The organism is Pseudonocardia sp. Ae505_Ps2, assembly GCF_001932425.1.
Classification (GTDB): Bacteria; Actinomycetota; Actinomycetes; order Mycobacteriales; family Pseudonocardiaceae; genus Pseudonocardia.
Genome location: NZ_MCIP01000001.1, coordinates 4,262,714 through 4,281,526, shown reverse-complemented (window position 1 = coordinate 4,281,526; position 18,813 = coordinate 4,262,714). Strand labels below are relative to the sequence as shown.

At 74.7% G+C, this 18,813-nt stretch carries 16 protein-coding genes, 1 pseudogene and 1 riboswitch; all 17 genes and pseudogenes read right to left on the bottom strand.

All coding sequences use genetic code 11. The features are described from left to right. Window positions 1-53: 53 nt before the first annotated feature. Window positions 54-1,422: pseudogene (locus Ae505Ps2_RS20295) on the bottom strand (pyridoxal-phosphate dependent enzyme). Then, window positions 1,419-2,750 (bottom strand): NtaA/DmoA family FMN-dependent monooxygenase, encoded by a 1,332-nt coding sequence (locus tag Ae505Ps2_RS20290; protein ID WP_075306703.1) that lies wholly within the window; start codon window positions 2,748-2,750, stop codon window positions 1,419-1,421. The pseudogene Ae505Ps2_RS20295 and the gene Ae505Ps2_RS20290 overlap by 4 nt, the downstream one beginning before the upstream one ends. Further along, the gene (locus Ae505Ps2_RS20285; protein WP_075333313.1) at window positions 2,747-3,772 is read right to left on the bottom strand and encodes an LLM class flavin-dependent oxidoreductase; all 1,026 of its coding nucleotides are present in this window, start codon (window positions 3,770-3,772) and stop codon (window positions 2,747-2,749) included. Before Ae505Ps2_RS20285 ends, Ae505Ps2_RS20290 begins: the two co-directional genes overlap by 4 nt. A gap of 122 nt (window positions 3,773-3,894) precedes the next feature. After that, window positions 3,895-4,938 carry a P1 family peptidase gene (locus Ae505Ps2_RS20280; protein ID WP_075553871.1) on the bottom strand — a complete coding sequence of 348 codons (1,044 nt, stop codon included), beginning with the start codon at window positions 4,936-4,938 and terminating at the stop codon, window positions 3,895-3,897. Further along, window positions 4,935-6,257: an LLM class flavin-dependent oxidoreductase gene (locus tag Ae505Ps2_RS20275; RefSeq protein WP_075306706.1), complete on the bottom strand. Its 1,323-nt coding sequence runs from the start codon at window positions 6,255-6,257 to the stop codon at window positions 4,935-4,937. Before Ae505Ps2_RS20275 ends, Ae505Ps2_RS20280 begins: the two co-directional genes overlap by 4 nt. Then, window positions 6,254-7,534, bottom strand: coding sequence for an LLM class flavin-dependent oxidoreductase (locus Ae505Ps2_RS20270; protein ID WP_075306707.1), 1,281 nt, complete (start codon window positions 7,532-7,534; stop codon window positions 6,254-6,256). The genes Ae505Ps2_RS20275 and Ae505Ps2_RS20270 overlap by 4 nt, the downstream gene beginning before the upstream one ends. Further along, window positions 7,531-8,502, bottom strand: a complete 972-nt coding sequence (locus Ae505Ps2_RS20265) for an LLM class flavin-dependent oxidoreductase (RefSeq protein WP_075306708.1) — start codon at window positions 8,500-8,502, stop codon at window positions 7,531-7,533. The genes Ae505Ps2_RS20270 and Ae505Ps2_RS20265 overlap by 4 nt, the downstream gene beginning before the upstream one ends. Next, window positions 8,502-9,527 (bottom strand): LLM class flavin-dependent oxidoreductase, encoded by a 1,026-nt coding sequence (locus tag Ae505Ps2_RS20260; RefSeq protein ID WP_075306709.1) that lies wholly within the window; start codon window positions 9,525-9,527, stop codon window positions 8,502-8,504. Before Ae505Ps2_RS20260 ends, Ae505Ps2_RS20265 begins: the two co-directional genes overlap by 1 nt. Then, window positions 9,524-10,216 carry an ATP-binding cassette domain-containing protein gene (locus tag Ae505Ps2_RS20255; RefSeq protein ID WP_233147751.1) on the bottom strand — a complete coding sequence of 231 codons (693 nt, stop codon included), beginning with the start codon at window positions 10,214-10,216 and terminating at the stop codon, window positions 9,524-9,526. The genes Ae505Ps2_RS20260 and Ae505Ps2_RS20255 overlap by 4 nt, the downstream gene beginning before the upstream one ends. An 80-nt stretch (window positions 10,217-10,296) precedes the next feature. Beyond that, window positions 10,297-11,091, bottom strand: a complete 795-nt coding sequence (locus Ae505Ps2_RS20250; RefSeq protein ID WP_075306711.1) for an ABC transporter ATP-binding protein — start codon at window positions 11,089-11,091, stop codon at window positions 10,297-10,299. Beyond that, window positions 11,088-11,957 carry an ABC transporter permease gene (locus Ae505Ps2_RS20245; RefSeq protein WP_349289834.1) on the bottom strand — a complete coding sequence of 290 codons (870 nt, stop codon included), beginning with the start codon at window positions 11,955-11,957 and terminating at the stop codon, window positions 11,088-11,090. Before Ae505Ps2_RS20245 ends, Ae505Ps2_RS20250 begins: the two co-directional genes overlap by 4 nt. After that, window positions 11,954-12,904, bottom strand: a complete 951-nt coding sequence (locus tag Ae505Ps2_RS20240) for an ABC transporter permease (protein ID WP_075306712.1) — start codon at window positions 12,902-12,904, stop codon at window positions 11,954-11,956. The genes Ae505Ps2_RS20245 and Ae505Ps2_RS20240 overlap by 4 nt, the downstream gene beginning before the upstream one ends. 1 nt (window position 12,905) lies before the next feature. Then, window positions 12,906-14,408 carry an ABC transporter substrate-binding protein gene (locus Ae505Ps2_RS20235; RefSeq protein WP_075306713.1) on the bottom strand — a complete coding sequence of 501 codons (1,503 nt, stop codon included), beginning with the start codon at window positions 14,406-14,408 and terminating at the stop codon, window positions 12,906-12,908. Further along, window positions 14,405-15,256, bottom strand: a complete 852-nt coding sequence (locus tag Ae505Ps2_RS20230; protein WP_075306714.1) for an alpha/beta fold hydrolase — start codon at window positions 15,254-15,256, stop codon at window positions 14,405-14,407. Before Ae505Ps2_RS20230 ends, Ae505Ps2_RS20235 begins: the two co-directional genes overlap by 4 nt. Continuing rightward, on the bottom strand, window positions 15,253-16,536 hold the full coding sequence (locus Ae505Ps2_RS20225) for an aminotransferase class I/II-fold pyridoxal phosphate-dependent enzyme (protein ID WP_075306715.1): 1,284 nt from the start codon (window positions 16,534-16,536) through the stop codon (window positions 15,253-15,255). Before Ae505Ps2_RS20225 ends, Ae505Ps2_RS20230 begins: the two co-directional genes overlap by 4 nt. Then, complete coding sequence (locus tag Ae505Ps2_RS20220) at window positions 16,533-17,546, bottom strand: 2-oxoglutarate and iron-dependent oxygenase domain-containing protein (RefSeq protein ID WP_075306716.1); 1,014 nt, start codon at window positions 17,544-17,546, stop codon at window positions 16,533-16,535. Before Ae505Ps2_RS20220 ends, Ae505Ps2_RS20225 begins: the two co-directional genes overlap by 4 nt. Before the next feature lie 260 nt (window positions 17,547-17,806). After that, window positions 17,807-17,899, bottom strand: a riboswitch (SAM riboswitch). A gap of 665 nt (window positions 17,900-18,564) precedes the next feature. Continuing rightward, window positions 18,565-18,813, bottom strand: a 249-nt coding sequence (locus Ae505Ps2_RS31330) for a transposase family protein (RefSeq protein WP_349289833.1), incomplete at its 5' end; no start/stop codon positions are given.

The following is an 18,813-nucleotide window of genomic DNA, read 5'->3' as shown; positions in this document are numbered from 1 at the left end:
GATCCCGACACGGGCACGGGAGTGGCCGAGGACGGACGGCGAGGAGCGGGGCCTCATGCGGACGCTCCCGCGGTGAGGGTGGCGCGCGACAGCACGCCGGCGAGCCTGCCGTCGCGCACGACGTGGAGGATCTCGGCGCCGTCGGTCCGGGCGAGCGCCTCGGCGACCGTCTCGCCCGTGCCGACCGTGACCGGCGGTGGTCCGGCGGGCACGCCGACCGGGGCGTCCGGGTCTCCCGGCACGAGCCCGGCGCGGAGCCGAGCCGTGTCCAGCCCGCCGAGAATCTCCGCGGCGGAGGCCGCGAAGCGCGGGCTGCGCCCGGCGAGCACGACCGGTAGCACCGGCTGGCCGTCGCCCACCTCGTGGGCCAGGACGACCGCTTCGCGCAGCGTCGTCCGCGGGGTGACGGTGACGACCGGCCCGCCCTCGACCCGCTCGGCCAGCAGGTCGGGGCGGTCGTCGTCGAGGAAGCCGGAGCGGCGCAGCCAGTCCACCGAGTGGTACTTCGACAGGTAGGCGCGACCGGAGTCCGGCAGCAGCGCGACGACGACGTCGTCCGGCCCGAGGCCGCGGGCGACCCGCAGCGCCGCGGCGACCGCCAGCCCCGCCGACCCGCCCACGAGGATCCCCTCCTCGCGGGCCAGCCGTCGGGTGGTCAGCACCGACTCCCGGTCCGGGACAGCCTCGATCCGGTCGACGACGGCGGGGTCGTAGGACTCCGGCCACACGTCCTCCTCGGTATCCGGGTGGAGGTAGTGGCCGGCCGCCTCGACGAGGAACGGGCTGCCGTCGCCGCCGTTGTAGACCGAGGTCACGGGGTCGGCGCCGACGACCGTCACGTCGCCGACCTCCTTCAGGTACCTTCCCGTGCCGGTGATCGTCCCCCCGGTCCCGATGCCCGCGACGAAGTGGGTGACCCGACCCTGCGTGGCCGCCCAGATCTCCGGTGCGGTGGTGCGCGGCCGGGTTGGCCGGGTTGTCGTACTGGTTCGCCTTCCAGCCACCGGGTCGCTCGGCCGCGATCCGAGCCGACAGGTTGGCCACGTACTCGGGGTGCTCGCGGGGCAGCCGCCCCGGCGTCCGGACGATCTCGGCGCCGTACGCGCGGAGCACGTCGACCTTCTCGTCGGCGATGGTGTCCGGCAGCACCACGACGAGCCCGTACCCGAGCGCCGCGGCAGCCTGTGCCAGCCCGGTGCCGGTGTTGCCGGAGGTGCCCTCCACGATCGTGCCGCCGGGCCGCAGCGCCCCGGACGCCTCGGCCGCGCGCACCATCTCCAGCGCGGCGCGGTCCTTCACCGAGCCGCCGGGGTTGAGGTACTCGATCTTGACGAGCACGGACGCGCCGAGCCCCGCGGTCAGCCTGCCCAGCCGCACCAGCGGGGTGCCGCCGACCAGGTCGAGGACGGAGTCGTGGATCATGGCAGCTCCAGGTGGTGGCGCAGGGTGGTGCCCTCGTACTCGGTGCGGTAGACGCCGCGCTCCTGCAGCGCGGGTACGAGCGTGTCGACGATCTCGACGAGTGCGTCCGGCACCAGGTAGGGCAGCAGGTTGAAGCCGTCGACCACCCGCTCGCGGGCGTAGCGGGCCCACTCGTCGGCGATGGCGCCGGGCGTCCCGACGAACGCCGGGTGGCCCGGAGTGACCGCCAGGGCCAGCTGCCGGATCGACAGGTTCTCGGCCTCCGCCCGGTCTCGCCAGGACTGGATCAGCGCGAGCTTCCCCGAGCGCCGCTCGATGGCGATCGTGCCGCGCGAAGGGTCGAGTTCCGCGTCGCTCGCGGCGATGTCCGGCAACGGGCCGTCGGGATCGTAGCCGGACAGGTCGGTGCCCCAGTACTGCTCGAAGAAGGCCAGCGCGCGGGGCCCGGTGACCTGCTCCTCGCGTACCCAGCGGGCCTTGTCGGCCGCTTCCTCGGGCGTCTCGCCGAGGACCACGCTCGCCCCGGGCAGGATCCGCAGCGAGTCGGCCGAGCGGCCGTGGCGCGCGAGCCGTTCCCGCAGGTCGGCGGCGTACGCGGCGGCCTCGTCGAAACCGGTGTGGGCCGAGAACACGACGTCCGCGTGCCGCGCCGCGAGCTCGCGGCCGCCCTCGGAGTCCCCGGCCTGGAACAACACCGGCCGGCCCTGCCTGCTCGCGGGCAGTGTCGGGACCGCGCTGAACTCGACGAGGTCGGTGTGCCGTTCGATCGGCTCGATCGAACCGGGCCGGGCCCAGCTCCTGCCGCCGGCGATCGCGTCAGGCTGCCAGCCGGCCCAGAGCGCCGTGGCCGCCTCCACGAACTGGGAGGCCCGCTCGTAGCGACGCTCGTGCGGCAGCCAGCCGCCGTGCCGGAAGTTCTCCCCGGTCCAGGCGTTGTCGGTGGTCACGATGTTCCAGCCCGCGCGTCCGTCGGAGAGCAGGTCGAGGCTGGCCAGCCGGCGGGCGAGGTCGGCCGGGTCGTTGTAGGTGGTGTTCTGGGTGGCGACGAGCCCGATGCGTTCCGTCGCGCCGGCCAGGGCGGAGAGCTGGGTGATCGCGTCCGGGCGGCCCGCGACGTCGAGGTCGAAGACGCGACCCCGGTTCTCCCGCACCCGCAGACCCTCACCGAGGAAGAAGGCGTCGAACAGGCCGCGCTCCAGCAGCCGGGCGAGGTCGACGAAGGTCTGGATCTCCATCTGCGGGGCGGCGCGGTCGTCCGCCCAGACCAGCTGCGGGCCGACGCCGGTGAAGAAGACTCCCAGGTGGATCCTGGGCCGGTTCCCGGTCATGGACGACTCCCGGCGAAACGGTTGGTGGGGCGGGGCAGACCGAGGGACTCGCGCAGGGTCGCCCCCGCGGGCCGCCGCAGCAGCGGCAGCACCTCGGACTGCAGTATCGGCAGGTCCACGGCGTGGACGGCCGGGTGGAACCGGACGCCGTCCACCACCCCGTCGAGCTCGCGGAGCAGTGCGACCAGGGCGTCGACCGACCCGACGTGCCGGAGCCGCCCGGTCGGCTCCCACCGGGTCTCCGCGTCGAGCTCCGCGAGCCGGTCCGCCGCGGGGCGGTCGGCGTCGAGCACGACCTCCAGGTCCAGCACGGTGAGCGGCGCGTCCGCGCGGTGCGGCTGCCCGACCAGGGCCACGTCCGCCCGGGCCCCGAGCTCCAGCTCCGCGGCGGCCAGGACCACGATCTGACCCTGCGGCGGCCGCGGGGTGATCAACGGCCCCTTCACCGTGAACCGGGCCCCGACGGCGTCGACGTGGTGGACGCGGTCCGGGTCCAGGTAGCGACCGCTCGTCCGGTCGCGGATCACCGCGTCGTCCTCCCAGGAGTCCCAGAGGGCGCGGGCGGTGTCGATCACGTCCCGGGTCTCCCGCGCCAGAGCGTCGGGATCGAGGGGCACCGCGCCGATCGTGGCGGCCGACGCGGCGTCGTTCGCGGTGCCGACGACCCACCCCGCTCGGCCGCGCGTCGCGTGGTCGAGCGCGGCCAGCTGGGTGGCCAGGTGGAACGGCTCCGTCGTGGCGACGTGCAGGGTGGGCGCGAGCCCGACCGTCCGCGTGGTCGTGGCGACGAACGCGGCCCGGGTCCCCGCCTCGAGCCGGCCGGCGGCGTCGAGCCCGCTGCTGGGCGGGAGGGGTGAGTCGGCGAACGTCACGAGGGCGACGCCGGCGGACTCGGCGGTGTGGACGGCGTCGCGGAGCGCCCGGCCCGTGAGGACGGCGCCGGGTGGACGGCCCGACCACCGCCAGGCGGCGGGGTGGGCACCGTCGCCGTCGAGTTCGACGGCCGCGAACAAGCTGGTCATGACACCTCCGAGACGACGGTGACCCGTCGTCGGTCGAGAGCCGACGCCACGGTGGCGACGACGAGGGCGAGGGCTCGCCCGGCACCCCGAGCGCGCCTGATCCGGGGCCGACGGCCGATCACTCAGGGCGCCGCCAGTGCCGCGGTGGCCTGCGGATAGAGCTCACGGTAGGAGGCGATGTGACCGAACGGCGTGGGCACGGACGTGGCGGCCAGGACGGCGTGGACGATCGCGCGGGCGAAGGTCCGTTCCGCCGCGTGCGTCACCGCCGCCAGCAGCGCGGGATCGGCGGGGCCCACGGGACCGACGCCGAGGGCGAAGACCGTGTCGCCGTCGCTCGGGCCGTGCACCGGATGGACGGCCCGGGCCATCCCCCGGTGGCCCGCCTCCGCCGCCCTGCACAGCGCGACGTGGTCGAGCGGGGCGTCGGTGGCCACCACGCCGATCACGGTGTTCGGCAGCTGCAGTCCCGCGGCGGGCCGGCCCGGCTCGGCGAGCGCCCGACGGGCGGCCGTGTGTTCCAGCGTGTCCGGGGTGCGCAGGGCGAACTCGCCGTCCGCACCCAGTGCCGCGGCGTGCGGCAGCCCGTTCCACGGGTCCACGGTGGACCCGTGGGCGTTGACGACGGCGAGTGCCCCGACCACGGCGCCACCCGGGAGCACCGCACTGGCCGTGCCGACGCCGCCCTTCATCTCCGCGGTGACCGCCCCGGTTCCGGCGCCGACCGTGCCCTGCGGGACCGGGCCGCCGCTCGCGGCCTCGGCCGCGGCCCGCCCGAAGTCCGGGCCGGGGCGGGCCGTGACCTCGCCGCCGCGGCCGAGGTCGAACAGCGCCGCGGTCGGCACGAGCGGCACCCACGGCTCGTCGGGGGTGCCCCGCCGTTCCTCCAGCCAGACCTGCACGCCGTCCGCGGCGGCGAGGCCGTAGGCGCTGCCCCCGGTCAGGACCACCGCGTCGGCCCGCGCGCCGCCGAACCCGGGGGCGAGCGCCGCGGTCTCCCGGGTCGCCGGGCCGCCGCCGCGCACGTCGACCGCCGCCAGCGCGCCGCCGTCGGGGAGCACGACCACGGTGGTCCCGCTCAACCAGCCGTCCTCTGCCCGCCCGTGGTGCCCGACGAGCACACCGGGAACGTCGGTGAGCGCGTTGTGGTGGCCGGGGCGGGTCATCGGTTCTCCCGGGATCGGTGGGTGGCGGGTCGGGGCAGACCCAGGTGGTCGCGCAGGGTCCGGCCGCGGTACTCCGTGCGGTGCAGGCCGCGTCGCTGGAGCTCGGGGACGACCAGCGAGGCGAAGTCGTCGAGCGTGCCCGGAAGGTAGGGAAAGATCACGTTGAAGCCGTCCGCGGCTCCCGCGCGCACCCACTCCTCGATGTGGTCGGCGATGTCCGTGCCGGTGCCGACGAGCGTCCGGTCGTCGTCCGCCACCTGCTGGGCGAGCTGCCGGATGGTCAGCCCGTCGGCGCGGGCACGCTCCAGGACCCGGGCCTGGGTGCTGCGGCTCTGGTTGGACGGCGGCAGCTCCGGCAACGGCCCGTCCAGCGGGTAGGCGGTGAGGTCGACCCCGCCGAGCCAGTAGCCGAGGTCCTCCAGGGCGACCCGGGGGTGCAGCAGCGCGCGCATCCGCGCCGCCTTCTCCTCGGCCTCGGCCCGGCTGCGCCCGGTGATCGTGGACAGCGCCGGGAGGATCTTCACGTGGTCGGGGTCCCGGCCGTGGGCGGCGGCGCGCTCGCGGATCTCGTCGCGGAAGGCGCGGCCCGCCGCCGCGTCCGCGGGGCTGGTGAAGATCACGTCCGCGACCCGCGAGGCCAGTGCCTTCCCCGCCTCCGACGCCCCGGCCTGCACGATCACCGGATGCCCCTGCGGTGGGCGGGCGATGTTCAGCGGCCCGGCCACGGCGAGGTGGGCGCCGCGGTGGTCGAGCCGGTGCAGCGCCTCGGGCCGGAAGTAGCGGCCGGAGGCCTGGTCGTGGAGGAAGGCGTCGTCGTCGAAGCTGTCCCACAGCCCGCGCACCACGTCGACGTACTCCTCGGCGCGGGCGTAACGCTGCTCGTGCGGGACGTGCGCGTCGAGGCCGAAGTTGCGGGCCTCGCCGTCGTTCAGGGAGGTCACGAGGTTCCACCCGGCACGGCCGCCGGAGAGGTGGTCGAGCGAGGCGAAGGTGCGGGCGAGGTGGTAGGGCTCGTTGTAGGTGGTCGACGCCGTCGCGACCAGTCCGATGTGGGTGGTCACCGCGGACAGGGCGGCCAGCAGGGTGGTGGGCTCGAAGGAGTCGTTGACGACCGAGACCCGGCTCAGCACGTCCGCGTCAGCGAGCGGGACACCGACCAGGTCGGCGAGGAACACGGCGTCGAACCGGGCGGCCTCGGCGGTCCGCGCCAGGGACCGGACGTGCGCGATGTTCACCCCGCCGTCGGCCGGGGAGTCGGGGTGGCGCCAGGCCGCCAGGTACTCCCCCGGCGGCTTCAGGAAGGCGTTCAGGTGGATCACGTGAGCCCCAGGTGGTCGCGGAGGGTGGTGCCCGCGTACCCGTCGCGGACCAGGCCGCGCCTGCGCAGCTCCGGCACCACCTGCTCGACGAAGTCGACGGCGGGGCCGGGCAGGTAGGGGAAGGACACCATGAACCCGTCCGCCGCCCCGGCGTGGAACCACTCCTCGAGGTGGTCGGCGATCTGCTCGGGGGTGCCCGCGAGGGTGCCGCCGGAGAACCGCTCGGCCAGGCCGCGGATCGTGAGGTTCTCCCGCCGCGCCAGGGCCAGCATGCCGTCCCGCCGGGACTTCGAGCGGTTCGTGTCGGGGATGTCGGGCAGCGGGCCGTGGACGTCGTACCCGGTGAGGTCGACGTCGCCGATGTTGTCCTGCACCAGGCGGCGGGCGACGTCGTCGTGCAGCAGGTCGAGCAGCGCCCGCGCCTTCGCCCGGGCCTCGGTCTCGGTGGGCGCGACCAGCGGGGACACCAGCGGCCACACCCGCACCCGGTCCGGGTCGCGGCCGTGCCGGCGGACCCGGGCGTGCAGGTCGTCGACGAACGCCTTGCCAGCGGCGGCGTCGGGCTGCCCGGTGAACACGACCTCGCCGTAGCGGGCGGCGAAGTCCTTGCCGGTCTCCGAGGAGCCGGCCTGGAACAGCACCGGGCGACCCTGCGGCGGCCGCGAGACGTTCAGCGGTCCGCGGACCCGGAAGTGCTCGCCCTCGTGCTCGGTGAGCCGCAGCCCCGCGGGCTCGTAGTAGCGGCCGGACTCCTTGTCCCGCAACGGGTCCAGGCTCGCCCACAGCGACTCGACGACGTCGACGAACTCGGCCGCGCGGGCGTAGCGGGCGCCGTGCTCGAGATGGCTGTCGCGGCCGAAGTTCGCCGCCTCCAGGGGCACCACCGAGGTCACGATGTTCCAGCCCGCCCGGCCCGCGGAGAGGTGGTCGAGCGAGGCGAACTTGCGGGCCAGGTGGAAGGGCTCGTGGTAGGTCGTGGTGGCCGTGGCGACGAGCCCGATCCGCTCGGTGACCTGGCTCAACGCCGAGAGCAGGGTCAACGGCTCGAAGTGCTCGGCCCGCCCCGTGCGGTGCAGCGAGTCGAGGTGCTCGCCCCAGATCGCGACGACGTCGGCGACGAACAGCGCGTCGAACCCGCCGCGCTCCAGCGTCTGCGCGAGCTCGACGTGGAACCCGAGGTCCAGCTGCCCGTCCGGCCGGGCGTCGGGGTGGCGCCACCCCGCGATGTGCCCGCCGGAGCCGTGGACGAGGGCCCCGAGGCCGAGGTGCCGGCTCACGCCGCCACCCGCCCCAGCCGCGGCGCGATCTCGGTCGCGAGCACCTCCAGGCCGCGGCGGGCCTCGGCGAGCGAGGTGCTCTCGGCCTGCACCGCGGCGATCAGGTCGGTGGCGTGCGGCCGGAACACCGCGTCCGCGGCCAGGCCCTCGACGATGTCGTCCGGCGTGCCGTACTGCACGTTCATCAACGCGAGCAGCTCCTCGATCGACGTGTCCTCGCGGGCCCAGCCCGCGGCGACGTGGTGCGGCAGGTAGCGGGCGATGTCCGGGGCGAGCCGCTCGCGGGCGGCCCGGCGGTCGCGGTCCGGGAAGATCCCGCGCACGGCGGCGATCGGCGCGGGGCCGGTGCCGCGCCAGTGCGCGCGGTGGGTCTCGGCGAGCTCGCGTTGGACCAGGTCGTGCGGTCCCACGCCGAGCAGCAGCCCGCGCCCGGCGGCGGCGCCCGCCGCGACCGTGTCGACCCGGGTGGACGACTCCCACAGCCGCCTGCCCGCCCGGTCGCTGGACGGCTGCAGGACGAGGCCGCCGGAGCCGGGCAGCGGGCGTCCGGCCAGTGCGTTCACCAGCCGGGGCAGGGCCCGGTCGTAGTCGGCACGCCGGTCGGCGGCCACGGCGCCGAACGCCGCGAACTCGGCGGCGCTGGGCCCGCCGGAGCCGAGGCCGAGCTCCAGTCGGCCTCCGGAGAGCGCATCGAGCACGGCGACGTCCTCGGCGAGGCGCAGCGGGTCCTCCAGCGGCAGCACGCTGACGGCCGTGCCGAGCCGGATCCGGTGCGTGCGTTCGGCGACGGCGGCGAGCAGCACCAGCGGCGACGGGAGCCGCCCGTAGCGGGGCTGGAGGTGGTGCTGGGCGACCCAGCCGGTGTCGTACCCGAGCTCCTCCGCGGCGACGAACAGCTCGACGACCCCGGCGAACAGCGCGCCAGCGGGCTCGTCGCCGTGGACGTGGGTGAGGAAGCCCAGGCGCATCAGGCCACCGCCTCGCGGGCCGGGCTCCAGCCGAGGGCGGGCGCGATCTCACGGGCCACGACCTCCAGCCGCGCGATGTCCGCGGCGACCTCGGACCGCTCGTGCGACACGACGACGACCAGCTCGTCCACGAGATCACCCAGGCCGGGGTCGCGGGCGAGGCCGAGCACGATCTCGTCCGGGGCACCGAGGTGCACGTTGATCCGGCGCAGGTACTGGTCGGTCGTCAACTCCGCGAGCTCGGTGAGCCCGTGCCTCACGAACGCCTGGCGGTGCACGTCGAGGGCAGGGGCGAGGTCGTCGCGTGCGGTGGCCCGGTCCGCGGCCGGGAACACCGCGCGGACCGCGGCCACCCGACCAGGCCCGGTGAGCGCGGCCCGGTAGGCCTCGGCGAGGGGCCGCTGGACGGTCTCGGGATCGTGGGTGGCCGTGCCGAGCAGCAACCCGTCCCCCGCCCGTGCGACGGCGGCGGCACGGCTCGGGTCCGACGTGGACTGCCAGAGCCGGTCGGCCAGCCCCGGCGCGGGCGGCTGCAGGACCGCGGTGCTCGCCGCGCCCCCGGGCAGGCCCGCCTCGGCGAGCCCCTCGACCACCGGCTCGCCGCGCAGGGCCGCGCGCAGCACGGCGAGGCGTTCGTCGAACTGGGCGTGCCGGTCCTCGACGCGGGCCCCGAAGGCGCCGAACGCGTCCTGGTTCGCGCCACCGCTGCCGAGCCCGAGCTCGACGCGGCCGCCGGACAGGGCGTCGAGCACGGCGGCGTCCTCGGCGAGCCGCAGCGGGGGTTCGAGGGGCAGGACGGTCACCGCGGTGCCGAGCCGGATCCGCCGGGTCCGCTGGGCCGCCGCGGCGAGCACCAGCAGCGGCGACGGCAGCCTGCCGTAGTCCCCGCGCAGGTGGTGCTGGGCGATCCAGGCGGAGTCGAAGCCCAGCTCCTCGGCGGCGACGACCGTGTCCACGACGTCCCGGTAGACGTCTGCCGCGGGCCGGCCCGGGCCGTGGACGTGGGTGAGGAAGCCCAGCTTCATCGCAGCTCCGGCAGGGTCGGGACGGCCGCGAGCAGCCGTCGGGTGTACGGGTCCCGCGGGGCGGCGAGCACCTCGGCGGTGTCCCCGCGCTCGACGATCCGGCCCTCGTGGAGCACCACGATCCGCCGGCACAGCCGCGCCACGGCGCCGATGTCGTGCGAGACGAGCACGAGTGAGAGCCCCAGGTCCGCGGCCAGTCCCCGCAGCAGGTCCATGACCTGTACCCGGACGGCGACGTCGAGCGCGGACAGCGGCTCGTCGCCGACCAGCACCCGCGGGCCGGGAGCGAGCGCGCGGGCGATCGCGATCCGCTGCCGCTGCCCGCCGGAGAACTGGTGCGGGTAGCGGTCCGCCGCCTCGGGACCGAGTCCGACCGCGGTGAGGAGCTCCCGCACCCGTGCCCGGTGGTCGCCCGGGACGTCGAGGCATTCGAGGGGCTCGGCGACGATCCGGGCCACCCGCATCCGCGGGTCGAGCGAGGCGAACGGGTCCTGCAGGACCACCTGGACGTCCCGGCGGAAGTCCCGGCCCGCCCGCACCACGGGCGTGCCGCGGTGGATGAGGGTGCCCGCGTCCGGGCGGTCGAGCGCGAGCAGGAGCCGGACCAGGGTGGACTTGCCGGAGCCGGACTCCCCGACGATCCCGGTGCTGCCGTCGCCCTCGCCGACGTCCAGGTCCACCCCGCGCAGGGCCTCCCGGTGGCGGCGGGGCCCGAGCACGCGGGTGCGCGGCAGGGGGTAGCGGCGTTCCAGCGCACGAGCGGAGAGGATCACGGCCGCACCTCCTGCGGGTTCCAGGCACTCGCCCGGTACGCGTCGAGCAGGGCCCTGGTCGCGGGGGCCGCGGGGGCGCGCAACACCTCGGCGAGCGGACCCTCCTCGCGGAGCCTGCCCTCGGCCAGCACCGCGACCCGGTCGGCGACCTGGGCCACCACGGCCAGGTCGTGGCTGATGAACAGCAGCGCCGTGCCGCGCTCACGGACCAGCCGGTCCAGCAGGGCGAGGATGTCGGCCTGCACGGTCACGTCGAGCGCGGTGGTCGGCTCGTCGGCGATGAGCAGCGCGGGCTCGCCCGCCAGCGCGATCGCGATCCCGACGCGCTGGCGCTGGCCCCCGGAGAGCTGGTGCGGGTAGGCGCGGGCGAGGTGCTCGGGGTCCGGTAGCCCGACGGCGGTCAGCAGCTCCACCGCCCGCTCGGCCGCCGCCCGACGAGGTGTGCCGCGGAGCCGCCGAACGGGTCCGGCGACCTGGCTCCCCACCCGCATCAACGGGTCCAGCGCGGTCTGCGGCTCCTGGAACACCACCCCGACCGAGCCGCCCCGCAGGGGCGCCAGCTCGCCGTCGGGCAGCCCGAGGATCTCCCGCCCGTCGAGTCGCACGCTCCCGCTCACCACCGCCTCCTCGGGCGCGAGCCCGACCGCGGCCAACGCCGTGAGCGACTTCCCCGACCCCGAGGCACCGATCAGCCCCAGCCGCTCCCCCGCGCCGAGGTGCAGCGACACCCCGTCGACCACGGGACGGTCACCGAACCGCACGGTGAGGTCGGTGATCTCCAGCAGGGTCACACGACCACCTCCCGCTGCAGCCGGGGATCGGTGACGTCCCGGAGCGCGTCGCCGACCAGGGAGAACCCGAGCACGGCCGCGGTGATCGCCAGGCCCGGCCACAACACGGCCCACGGGTGGACGGTCACGTACTGCTGCAGGTCCTGCAGCATCCGGCCCCACGACGGGGTGGGCGGCGGGGTGCCGAACCCGAGGTAGGACAGCGCGGCCTCGGCCAGCACGGCGAGGGCCAGGGTGAGGGAGAGCTGGACGAGCAGCACGGGGGCGACGTTCGGCAGCACGTGCGTGCGCACGATCCGCCAGGTGGAGGCGCCGCTCGCCCGCGCCGCCAGGACGTAGTCGGTCCCGAGCGCCGAGCTCATCTCCGCGCGCCCGACGCGGGCCACGTTCACCCCGGTGCCGATACCGATCGCCACCACCGCCGTGGCCACCGAGCCGCCGTAGACCGCGGCGAGCACCATCGCCAGCAGCAGCGTGGGGAAGGCGACGAGGACGTCGATCAGGTGCGAGACGACGTCGCCACTGCGCCGCCCGACCGCGACCGCCGCGGCCAGTCCCACCCCGACGACGCCCGCGACCACCGTCGCGGCGAGCGCCGCCACCGCCGTGATCCGGGCGCCGGCGAGGAGCTGGCTGAACAGGTCCCGCCCGCTGCCGTCCGCCCCGAGCGGGTGCCCGCCGGTCAGCGGCGGGGCCCACGCCGCAGCCGGGTCGACCAGGGTGGGGTCGAAGGGCGTCCACACGAGCGAGACCAGCGCGGAGAGCACGAGCAGACCGACCAGGGCGGCGCCGATCGCACCCCCCGGCTCGCGCAGCACCCGCCGGATCACCGAGCTGTCCACCGGGCTGTTCACCGGGCCGTTCACCGGGCCACCCGCAGCCGCGGATCGACCAGCCGGTGCCCGACGTCGACCAGGAATCCGATGACCAGGACGGCACCGGTGAGCAGCAGGACCTCGCCCTGGACCTTGACCAGGTCCCGGTTTCCCACGTCGGTCAGCAGCATCGACCCGACGCCCGGCAGCGAGAACACCCGCTCGACGACGACGGCGCCGACCAGGAGCGCGGCCGCCTGCAGCCCGAGGACGGACACCACGGGCAGGGCGGCGTTGCGCAGGCCGTGGCGCAGCAACGCGCCGGTGCGGGTCAGTCCGGTCGCCCGTGCGGTGCGCAGGAAGTCCTGGTGCAGCACGCCGAGCGTGGCGGTGCGGACGAACCGCAGCAGCACCGCGCCCTCGGCCAGCGCGAGCGTGACGCACGGCAGCACGAGGCTGCGCAGCGCCCGACCCGGCTGCGCCCAGCCTGCCGTCGGGAAGCCCTGCGCGGGCAGCCAACCCAGCAGCACCGCGAACACGATCACCAGCACGAGCCCCACCCACAGCGTGGGCAGCGCGATCCCGAGCTGGGACACGGCGGTGATGCCGAGGCCGACCCGGCTGCGGTGCCGGACCGCGGCGAGCACCCCGAGCGGGACCGCCACCAGCACGGACAGCAGGATCGAGCCCGCGACGAGCGGCGCCGTGACGGCCAGCTTCGCGCCCAGCTCGGCGGACACCGACACCCCGGACAGCGCCGACCGGCCGAAGTCCCCGGTCGCAGCGCCTCCGATCCAGTCCAGGTACTGCACCACCCAGGGCCGGTCGGTCCCGAGCTCCTGGCGCAGCAGCTCTACCTGCTCCGGCGTGGCCTGCACCCCCGCGACCACCTGCGCCATGTCCCCGGACAGCAGCCGTAGCAGGCCGAACACGAGCAGGCTCGCCACCAGCAGCGACAGCAGCAGGAGCACCGTGCGGCGCACGAGGAAGGCGATCACGTCACGACGATTCCGTGGCGGACAGGGCGGACAGGTCCAGCCGCGAGCTGGTCGAGCTGGTCGGGAAGCCCTCCACCCCGTCGCGGATCACGGTGCGGGCGCCCGGGTTGTAGAGCCAGTCGCTCGCCGCGTCCTCGGAGATCTGCCGGGCCGCCTGCTTGTACAGGTCGTCCCGTTCCCGGTCGCTCGCCGCGGTCCCCGCGCGGGCCACGAGGTCCTGCACCACCGGGCTGTCGTAGCGCCAGTAGTACTGCGGGTTGGCGTAGTTGGCGATGTCCCGAGCCTCGGCGTGGTCGACGATGCTCAGGTCGTAGTCGGCCTGCGTGAAGACCTTGTCCAGCCAGGTCGCGAACTCGACCGGCTGAACGTTCACCGTGATCCCGACCTGCGCGAGCTGCGAGGCCACGTACGTGCCGATGGTCTCCGGGTAGATGTTCGGGACCTGCAGGGACAGCGTGAGCCCGCTGCCCACGCCCGCCTCGGCCAGCAGCCGCTTGGCGGCCTCCGGGTCGTACGGGTCGATCGCGGTGAGGTCGGAGAACCACGGGTCGGTCGGCGCCACCCCACTGCCGATCACCTGGCCCGCCCCGCCGAGGATGGTGAGCAGCCCCTTCTTGTCGATGGCCTGCCGGATCGCCGAGCGCACTCGCTGGTCCGCGAGCGGACCGCGGGAGTTGTTGAACCCGAGGACGAACTTGTCCGACGTGATCCCCTCGGCGACGCGCAGCCCCTCGCGGCCCGCGAAGGTGCTCACCAGGGTCGGCAGGACCGCCGTCTCGACGTCCGTCTCACCGGTCAGCTGCGCGTTGTTGGCGGCGTTGGGGTCGGGGATGTAGTGCAGCACCACCGAGGCGACCTTGGCCTTCTCGCCCCAGTAGTTCTCGTTGCGCGCCAAGGTGATCGTGGAGCCGCGGTTCCACTGCGCGACGGTGTAGGGGCCGCTGCCGTTCGTGGTGGCGGCCAGGCTCGCCGGGTCGGTGCCGGTCTTGTACACCGCGCCGGCCCGGTTGGTGAGCGCGTAGGTGAGGTTGGCGTCCCGCTTCGACAGGGTGAGCACCACGGTGTTCGGGTCCGGGGCGGACACCCCGGCGACGGCGGCGAAGTCCTTCTTGTTCGGGTTCCTCGAGTCCGGCGCGAGGACCCGCTGGTAGGACCACACGACGTCCGCCGCGGTGAGCGGGGAGCCGTCGGCGAAGGTCAGGTTCGGCTTCAGCGGGAAGGTGTAGGTGAGCCCGTCCGCCGAGGTCTGCACCTCCCGCGCCAGCAGCGGGACGACCTCGCCCGTGGGCGAGCGGGTGAGCAGTCCCTGGTAGACGTTGTCGAGCAGCAGTTGCTCGAGGGCCGCGCCCGACACCGTCGTCAGGTCGAGGCTGGTGGGCTCCAGCACCAGTCGGACGTCGACGGTGGTGTCCGTGCTCGGCGCCGCGCTCTCGGCGGGCCCACCACCACAGGCGGCGAGCAGCAGCACGGCAGCCGCGGCGGGGACGAGTCGGGCCAGTCTCATGCGGGCGATGCTCCGATCAGGTTGTGCGCGAAGCGCAGCAGCTCCGCGTGGACGGTCGCGCGGTCGAGCTCGTGCAGCACGTTGTGCCGGTCCTCGGGGTAGGTCACGATCCGCCCGCGGGGCAGCGCGGCCGCCACCTCACGCGCGCCCGCGACCGGGGCGAGGTCGTCCGCCTCGCTATGCAGCAGCAGCACCGGCAGGTGGTCGAGCGCGCCTTCGGCGAGCAGCGGCGCGGTGCGGGCGGTGGCCGCGACCAGCGCGGACAGGGTCTCGCGGCGCAGCCCGCCCGCCCACACCAGTGGGTCCGCTCGCACCCGCGCGGCCTGGTCCGGATCGCGCACGAGTTCGCCGGGGTCCTTGCGCAGCAGCCACGGGTCGATCCCGGGCGGCAGGCTCGGACCGCCGCGCAGCGCGGATCCGGTGAGCACGAGCCCGGCCACGTCCGCGGCCGGGTCGGCGCGTCCGCGGCCCCGGATCTCGCCGACGAGCAGGGCCGCCACGACCGCGCCGAGCGAGTGCCCGACCACCATGACCGGCAGCCCGGGCCTGCTGCGCCGCGCCTCGGCGAGGACGGTCTCGGCATCCGCCACCAGGTAGTCGACCGACTCGACGAGCACCCGGACCCCCGCGCTGTGACCGTGTCCGGCCTGGTCCGGGGCCCAGGTCTCGATCCCCTCCCCGGCGGCGGTCTCGGCGAGCGAGGCGTACTGCCCGGCGTGCTCGCCGAGCCCGTGCAGCAGGAGCAGCACCGCCCGCGGGCTCTCGGCGGGCGACCAGCGGTGAACGTGCAGCTCACCCCGCCGACCCGCGAGCCGGGACTCCTGGTGCCAGACGACCGTCGTGCTCATTCTCGCCCTTCCAGAGCGTGCTCGAGATCCGCCCGCAGGTCGGCGATCCCCTCGATGCCCACCGACAGTCGGACCAGGCCGGGGGTGACCCCGCTCGCGAGCTGGGCCGCCGGGTCGAGCTGGGCATGGGTGGTCGACGCCGGGTGGATGGCCAGGCTGCGGACGTCACCGATGTTCGCCAGGTGGGTGAACAGCCGCAGCCCGTCGACGAACCGGGCGCCCGCCTCGCGGCCCCCGCGGATCTCGAACGCCACGATGGCGCCCGCGCCCGCGGGCAGGTACCGGCGACCGGCCTCGAACCAGCGGCTCGACGGCAGACCCGGATAGTGCACGGCCTCCACCGCCGGGTGCGCCTCCAGGAACTCGGCCACGGCCTGGGTGTTCTCGACGTGCCGGGCCAGTCGCAGGTCGAGGGTCTCGATCCCCTGCAGCAGCAGGAACCCGTTGAACGGCGAGGGCGCGGGACCGAGGTCGCGCAGCAGCCGGGTCCGCAGCCGCAGGGCGTAGGCGAGCGGACCGAACTGCGCGTGGAAGGACAGGCCGCCGTAGGTGGGGTCCGGTGCGGTGAGCCCCGGCCAGAGGTCGGGATGGCGGCCGAAGTCGAACCGCCCGGAGTCGACCACGATCCCCCCGATCGCGGTCCCGTGTCCGGCGAGGAACTTGGTCGTCGAGTGCACGATGACATCCGCCCCGTGCTCGATCGGGCGCAGCAGGTACGGGGTGGGCACCGTGTTGTCGACGACGAACGGGAGCCCGGCCTGGTGGGCGACCGCGGCGACCCCGGCGAGGTCCAGGACGTTGCCCAGCGGGTTTCCGATGCTCTCGCCGAACAGGGCCCGGGTCCGCGCGGTGATCGCGGACCGCCACTGGTCGAGGTCGTCGGGATCCTCGACGAAGGTCACCGAGATCCCCAGGTCGGCGAAGGTCGAGGAGAGCAGGGTATGAGTGCCGCCGTAGAGGCTCGCCGCGGCGACCACGTGGTCCCCGGCGCGGGCCAGGTTCAGCAGCGCCAGCGACGTCGCCGCCTGCCCGCTGCTCACCGCCACTGCCGCGGCGCCCCCTTCGAGGGCGGCCAGCCGCTCCTCCACCACCGCGGTCGTCGGGTTGGAGAGCCGGGTGTAGGCGTGGCTCTCCAGGTCCTCGAGCGCGAAGGCGGCCGCGGCGTGCGCGCTGTCGGTGAAGCGATAGGAGGTGGTCTGGTAGATCGGGACCGCCCGGGCGCCCGTGGCGGGGTCGGGGACCGCCCCCGCGTGCAGCTGCCTCGTGGCGAACGACGTCACGCGCGCCTCGCCAGCACGTCCGACCAGTACTTCTCGGCCACCCGCGGGTGCGAGCGCAGCCATCCGACGACCGCGTTCTCCCCGAACTGGGCGTGCAGCGGGTTGTCCGGGTCCTCGCTGACCCCGCGGACCTGCGCCGCCAGCTCGGCGGGCAGCTCCAGGGGCTCGACGACGGCGTCGAGCCGCGGGCCGAGGAAGAAGGGCACCGAGAAGCGGTCCACCCCGACCGGCGGGCTGACCACCCGGTGCCGGGTCGCGGTCAGGTAGCCCTGGGTGGCGATCTCCAGCATCTCGCCGATGTTGACCACGAACGCACCGGGGACCGGGGTGGCGTCGATCCAGCGCCCGTCCGGGCCCTCGACCTGCAGTCCGCCGACCGCGTCCTGCTGCAGCAGCGCGAGGTAGCCGTAGTCCTTGTGGACACCCACGCCCTGGTCCGAGTCCGGTTCCGGGCGCCCGGGGTACCGCACGATCTTGACGTGCAGGGAGGACTCCTCGTCGAACCACGCGTCGAAGTAGCCCTCGTCCTGCCCGAGCGCGGCGGCGAGCGCGCGCAGCACCTCGCGGCTGACCCGCAGCGCCTCCGCCTGCCAGGTCAGCACGGTCTCGCGCAGCTCCGGCAGCGCGGTGGGCCACTGGTTGGGCCCGATCAGCCGGACCCAGTCCGGGTCGCCCGGGCCCTGGGTCACCGGCTCCCGCTCGGGGCCGATGTCGATCTGCTCGCGCCAGTCCGCGGTGCCGCCGGTGTGCTCGGTACCGGTGCGGGTGTAACCGCGGAACTGCGGCGAGTGCACGTTCTCGATCTCCAGCCGCTGCTCGACGGGCAGCGCGAAGAAGCGCCGCGCCAGCGCGTCGATCCCGGCGGTGACCTCGTCCGGGACTCCGTGTCCGGTCACGTAGAAGAAGCCGACCTCCCGCGCCGCGGAGCGCAGCTCGGCGAGCACGGCGGCACGCTCGCCGGGGCCGGCGCGGAAGCGGGAGAGGTCGATCACGGGGAGGGTGTCGGTCATGGCGACCTCACGTGTCGTGTCCCGCCGGTCTGTCGACAGATCGGCAGGACGGGAACGAGTCAGACAGCCGGACGCACCCGCGGGGTCCGCAGCAGAACGGACCGCGCGGCGGCCGGGCGGTGCGCGACCTCGGCGACGACCAGCTCGCCGAGGACGGGCGGGTCGAGGTCGGTCCTCACCGACAGAGCGCGGTCCCCGTCCGGCAGTAGTCCACGTGCCGACGCCGGGACCAGACACCCCGGATCCACTGGCGCACGGCTCCCCCATCGCTTCCGGCGGAAGCACCTGCGCCCGTGGGGACGTGGTTGCTGCGGCGTCGTCGAGCCGGTTCTCTCGGCCGCTCTGGATGGACGACTTCACCCAACCTCCGCGCCGCACCCGATGTCAAGCCGATCCCGCCCACAGACCCGTTCGCTGAACGGCGCAGACGTCCGGACGGCAGGCCAGCCGGCCACGTGCCGACATCCCTCCCAGCCGCTCCGCGAGTGCGGTGAGTTCGCCAGCGGTGCCGCGCGGCGCCCCCGACCACGACGACCCGTCCCACCATCCCGTGTCCTCCGGGGCGTCGAGGTGCCATCCGCGCAGTCACGCTGTCACCCGCGGTGCGCCCGACAAGTTCTCGTGGCTCGTCGCCGTCCCGGCCCGCGAGGTACCCGTGATCCGAGAGCGATACCCGCTGCCGATCTTCGGGTGACTCCGACCGAACAGGAAGCCCGATCACCGGAACAGCTTCACCGAATCGAGGTGAGGCGCGCCGCACATACTCGACGGTTGCCCCAACTACTGCGCGTCGGTTAGCGTCGCGGCGTGACGATTCGACTGCCGCTGACATCGCGCGCACACGTCGATTTCTGTCGCGTCTCCTCCTCGGTCTGTTGATCTTTCCGAGCTGTTCCCGCAGAGCCTGACCGGCCTGCGGCGCGAGCCGCCTTCTCTGGCCGCTGCCTGCTGATACCCCCATCTCGGCCGACACTTCTCGTGACGGTCGCTCACTGAGGTGTTCTCAGTAGCGGGTTGATCATGTCGTGCGGTCGTACTCGGTGTGGAGTAGTACGAGCGCAGCTGCGGTGATCGCGCCGGTGCGCCAGGGACATAGCGTGACTCGCCGCAACGCGGCGAAGGTGGTCTTGAGCAGGGCGTTTCCGCGTTCGGCCAGAGCACGAAGGGCTGAGTGCAGGGTGTTGACGGTGCGCTGGTTGACCGTCTGCCCGCGGCCGGGGGCGAGTTTGATGGGCACGGTGAGCCGGTCGGCTTCGCCTTCGTAGCC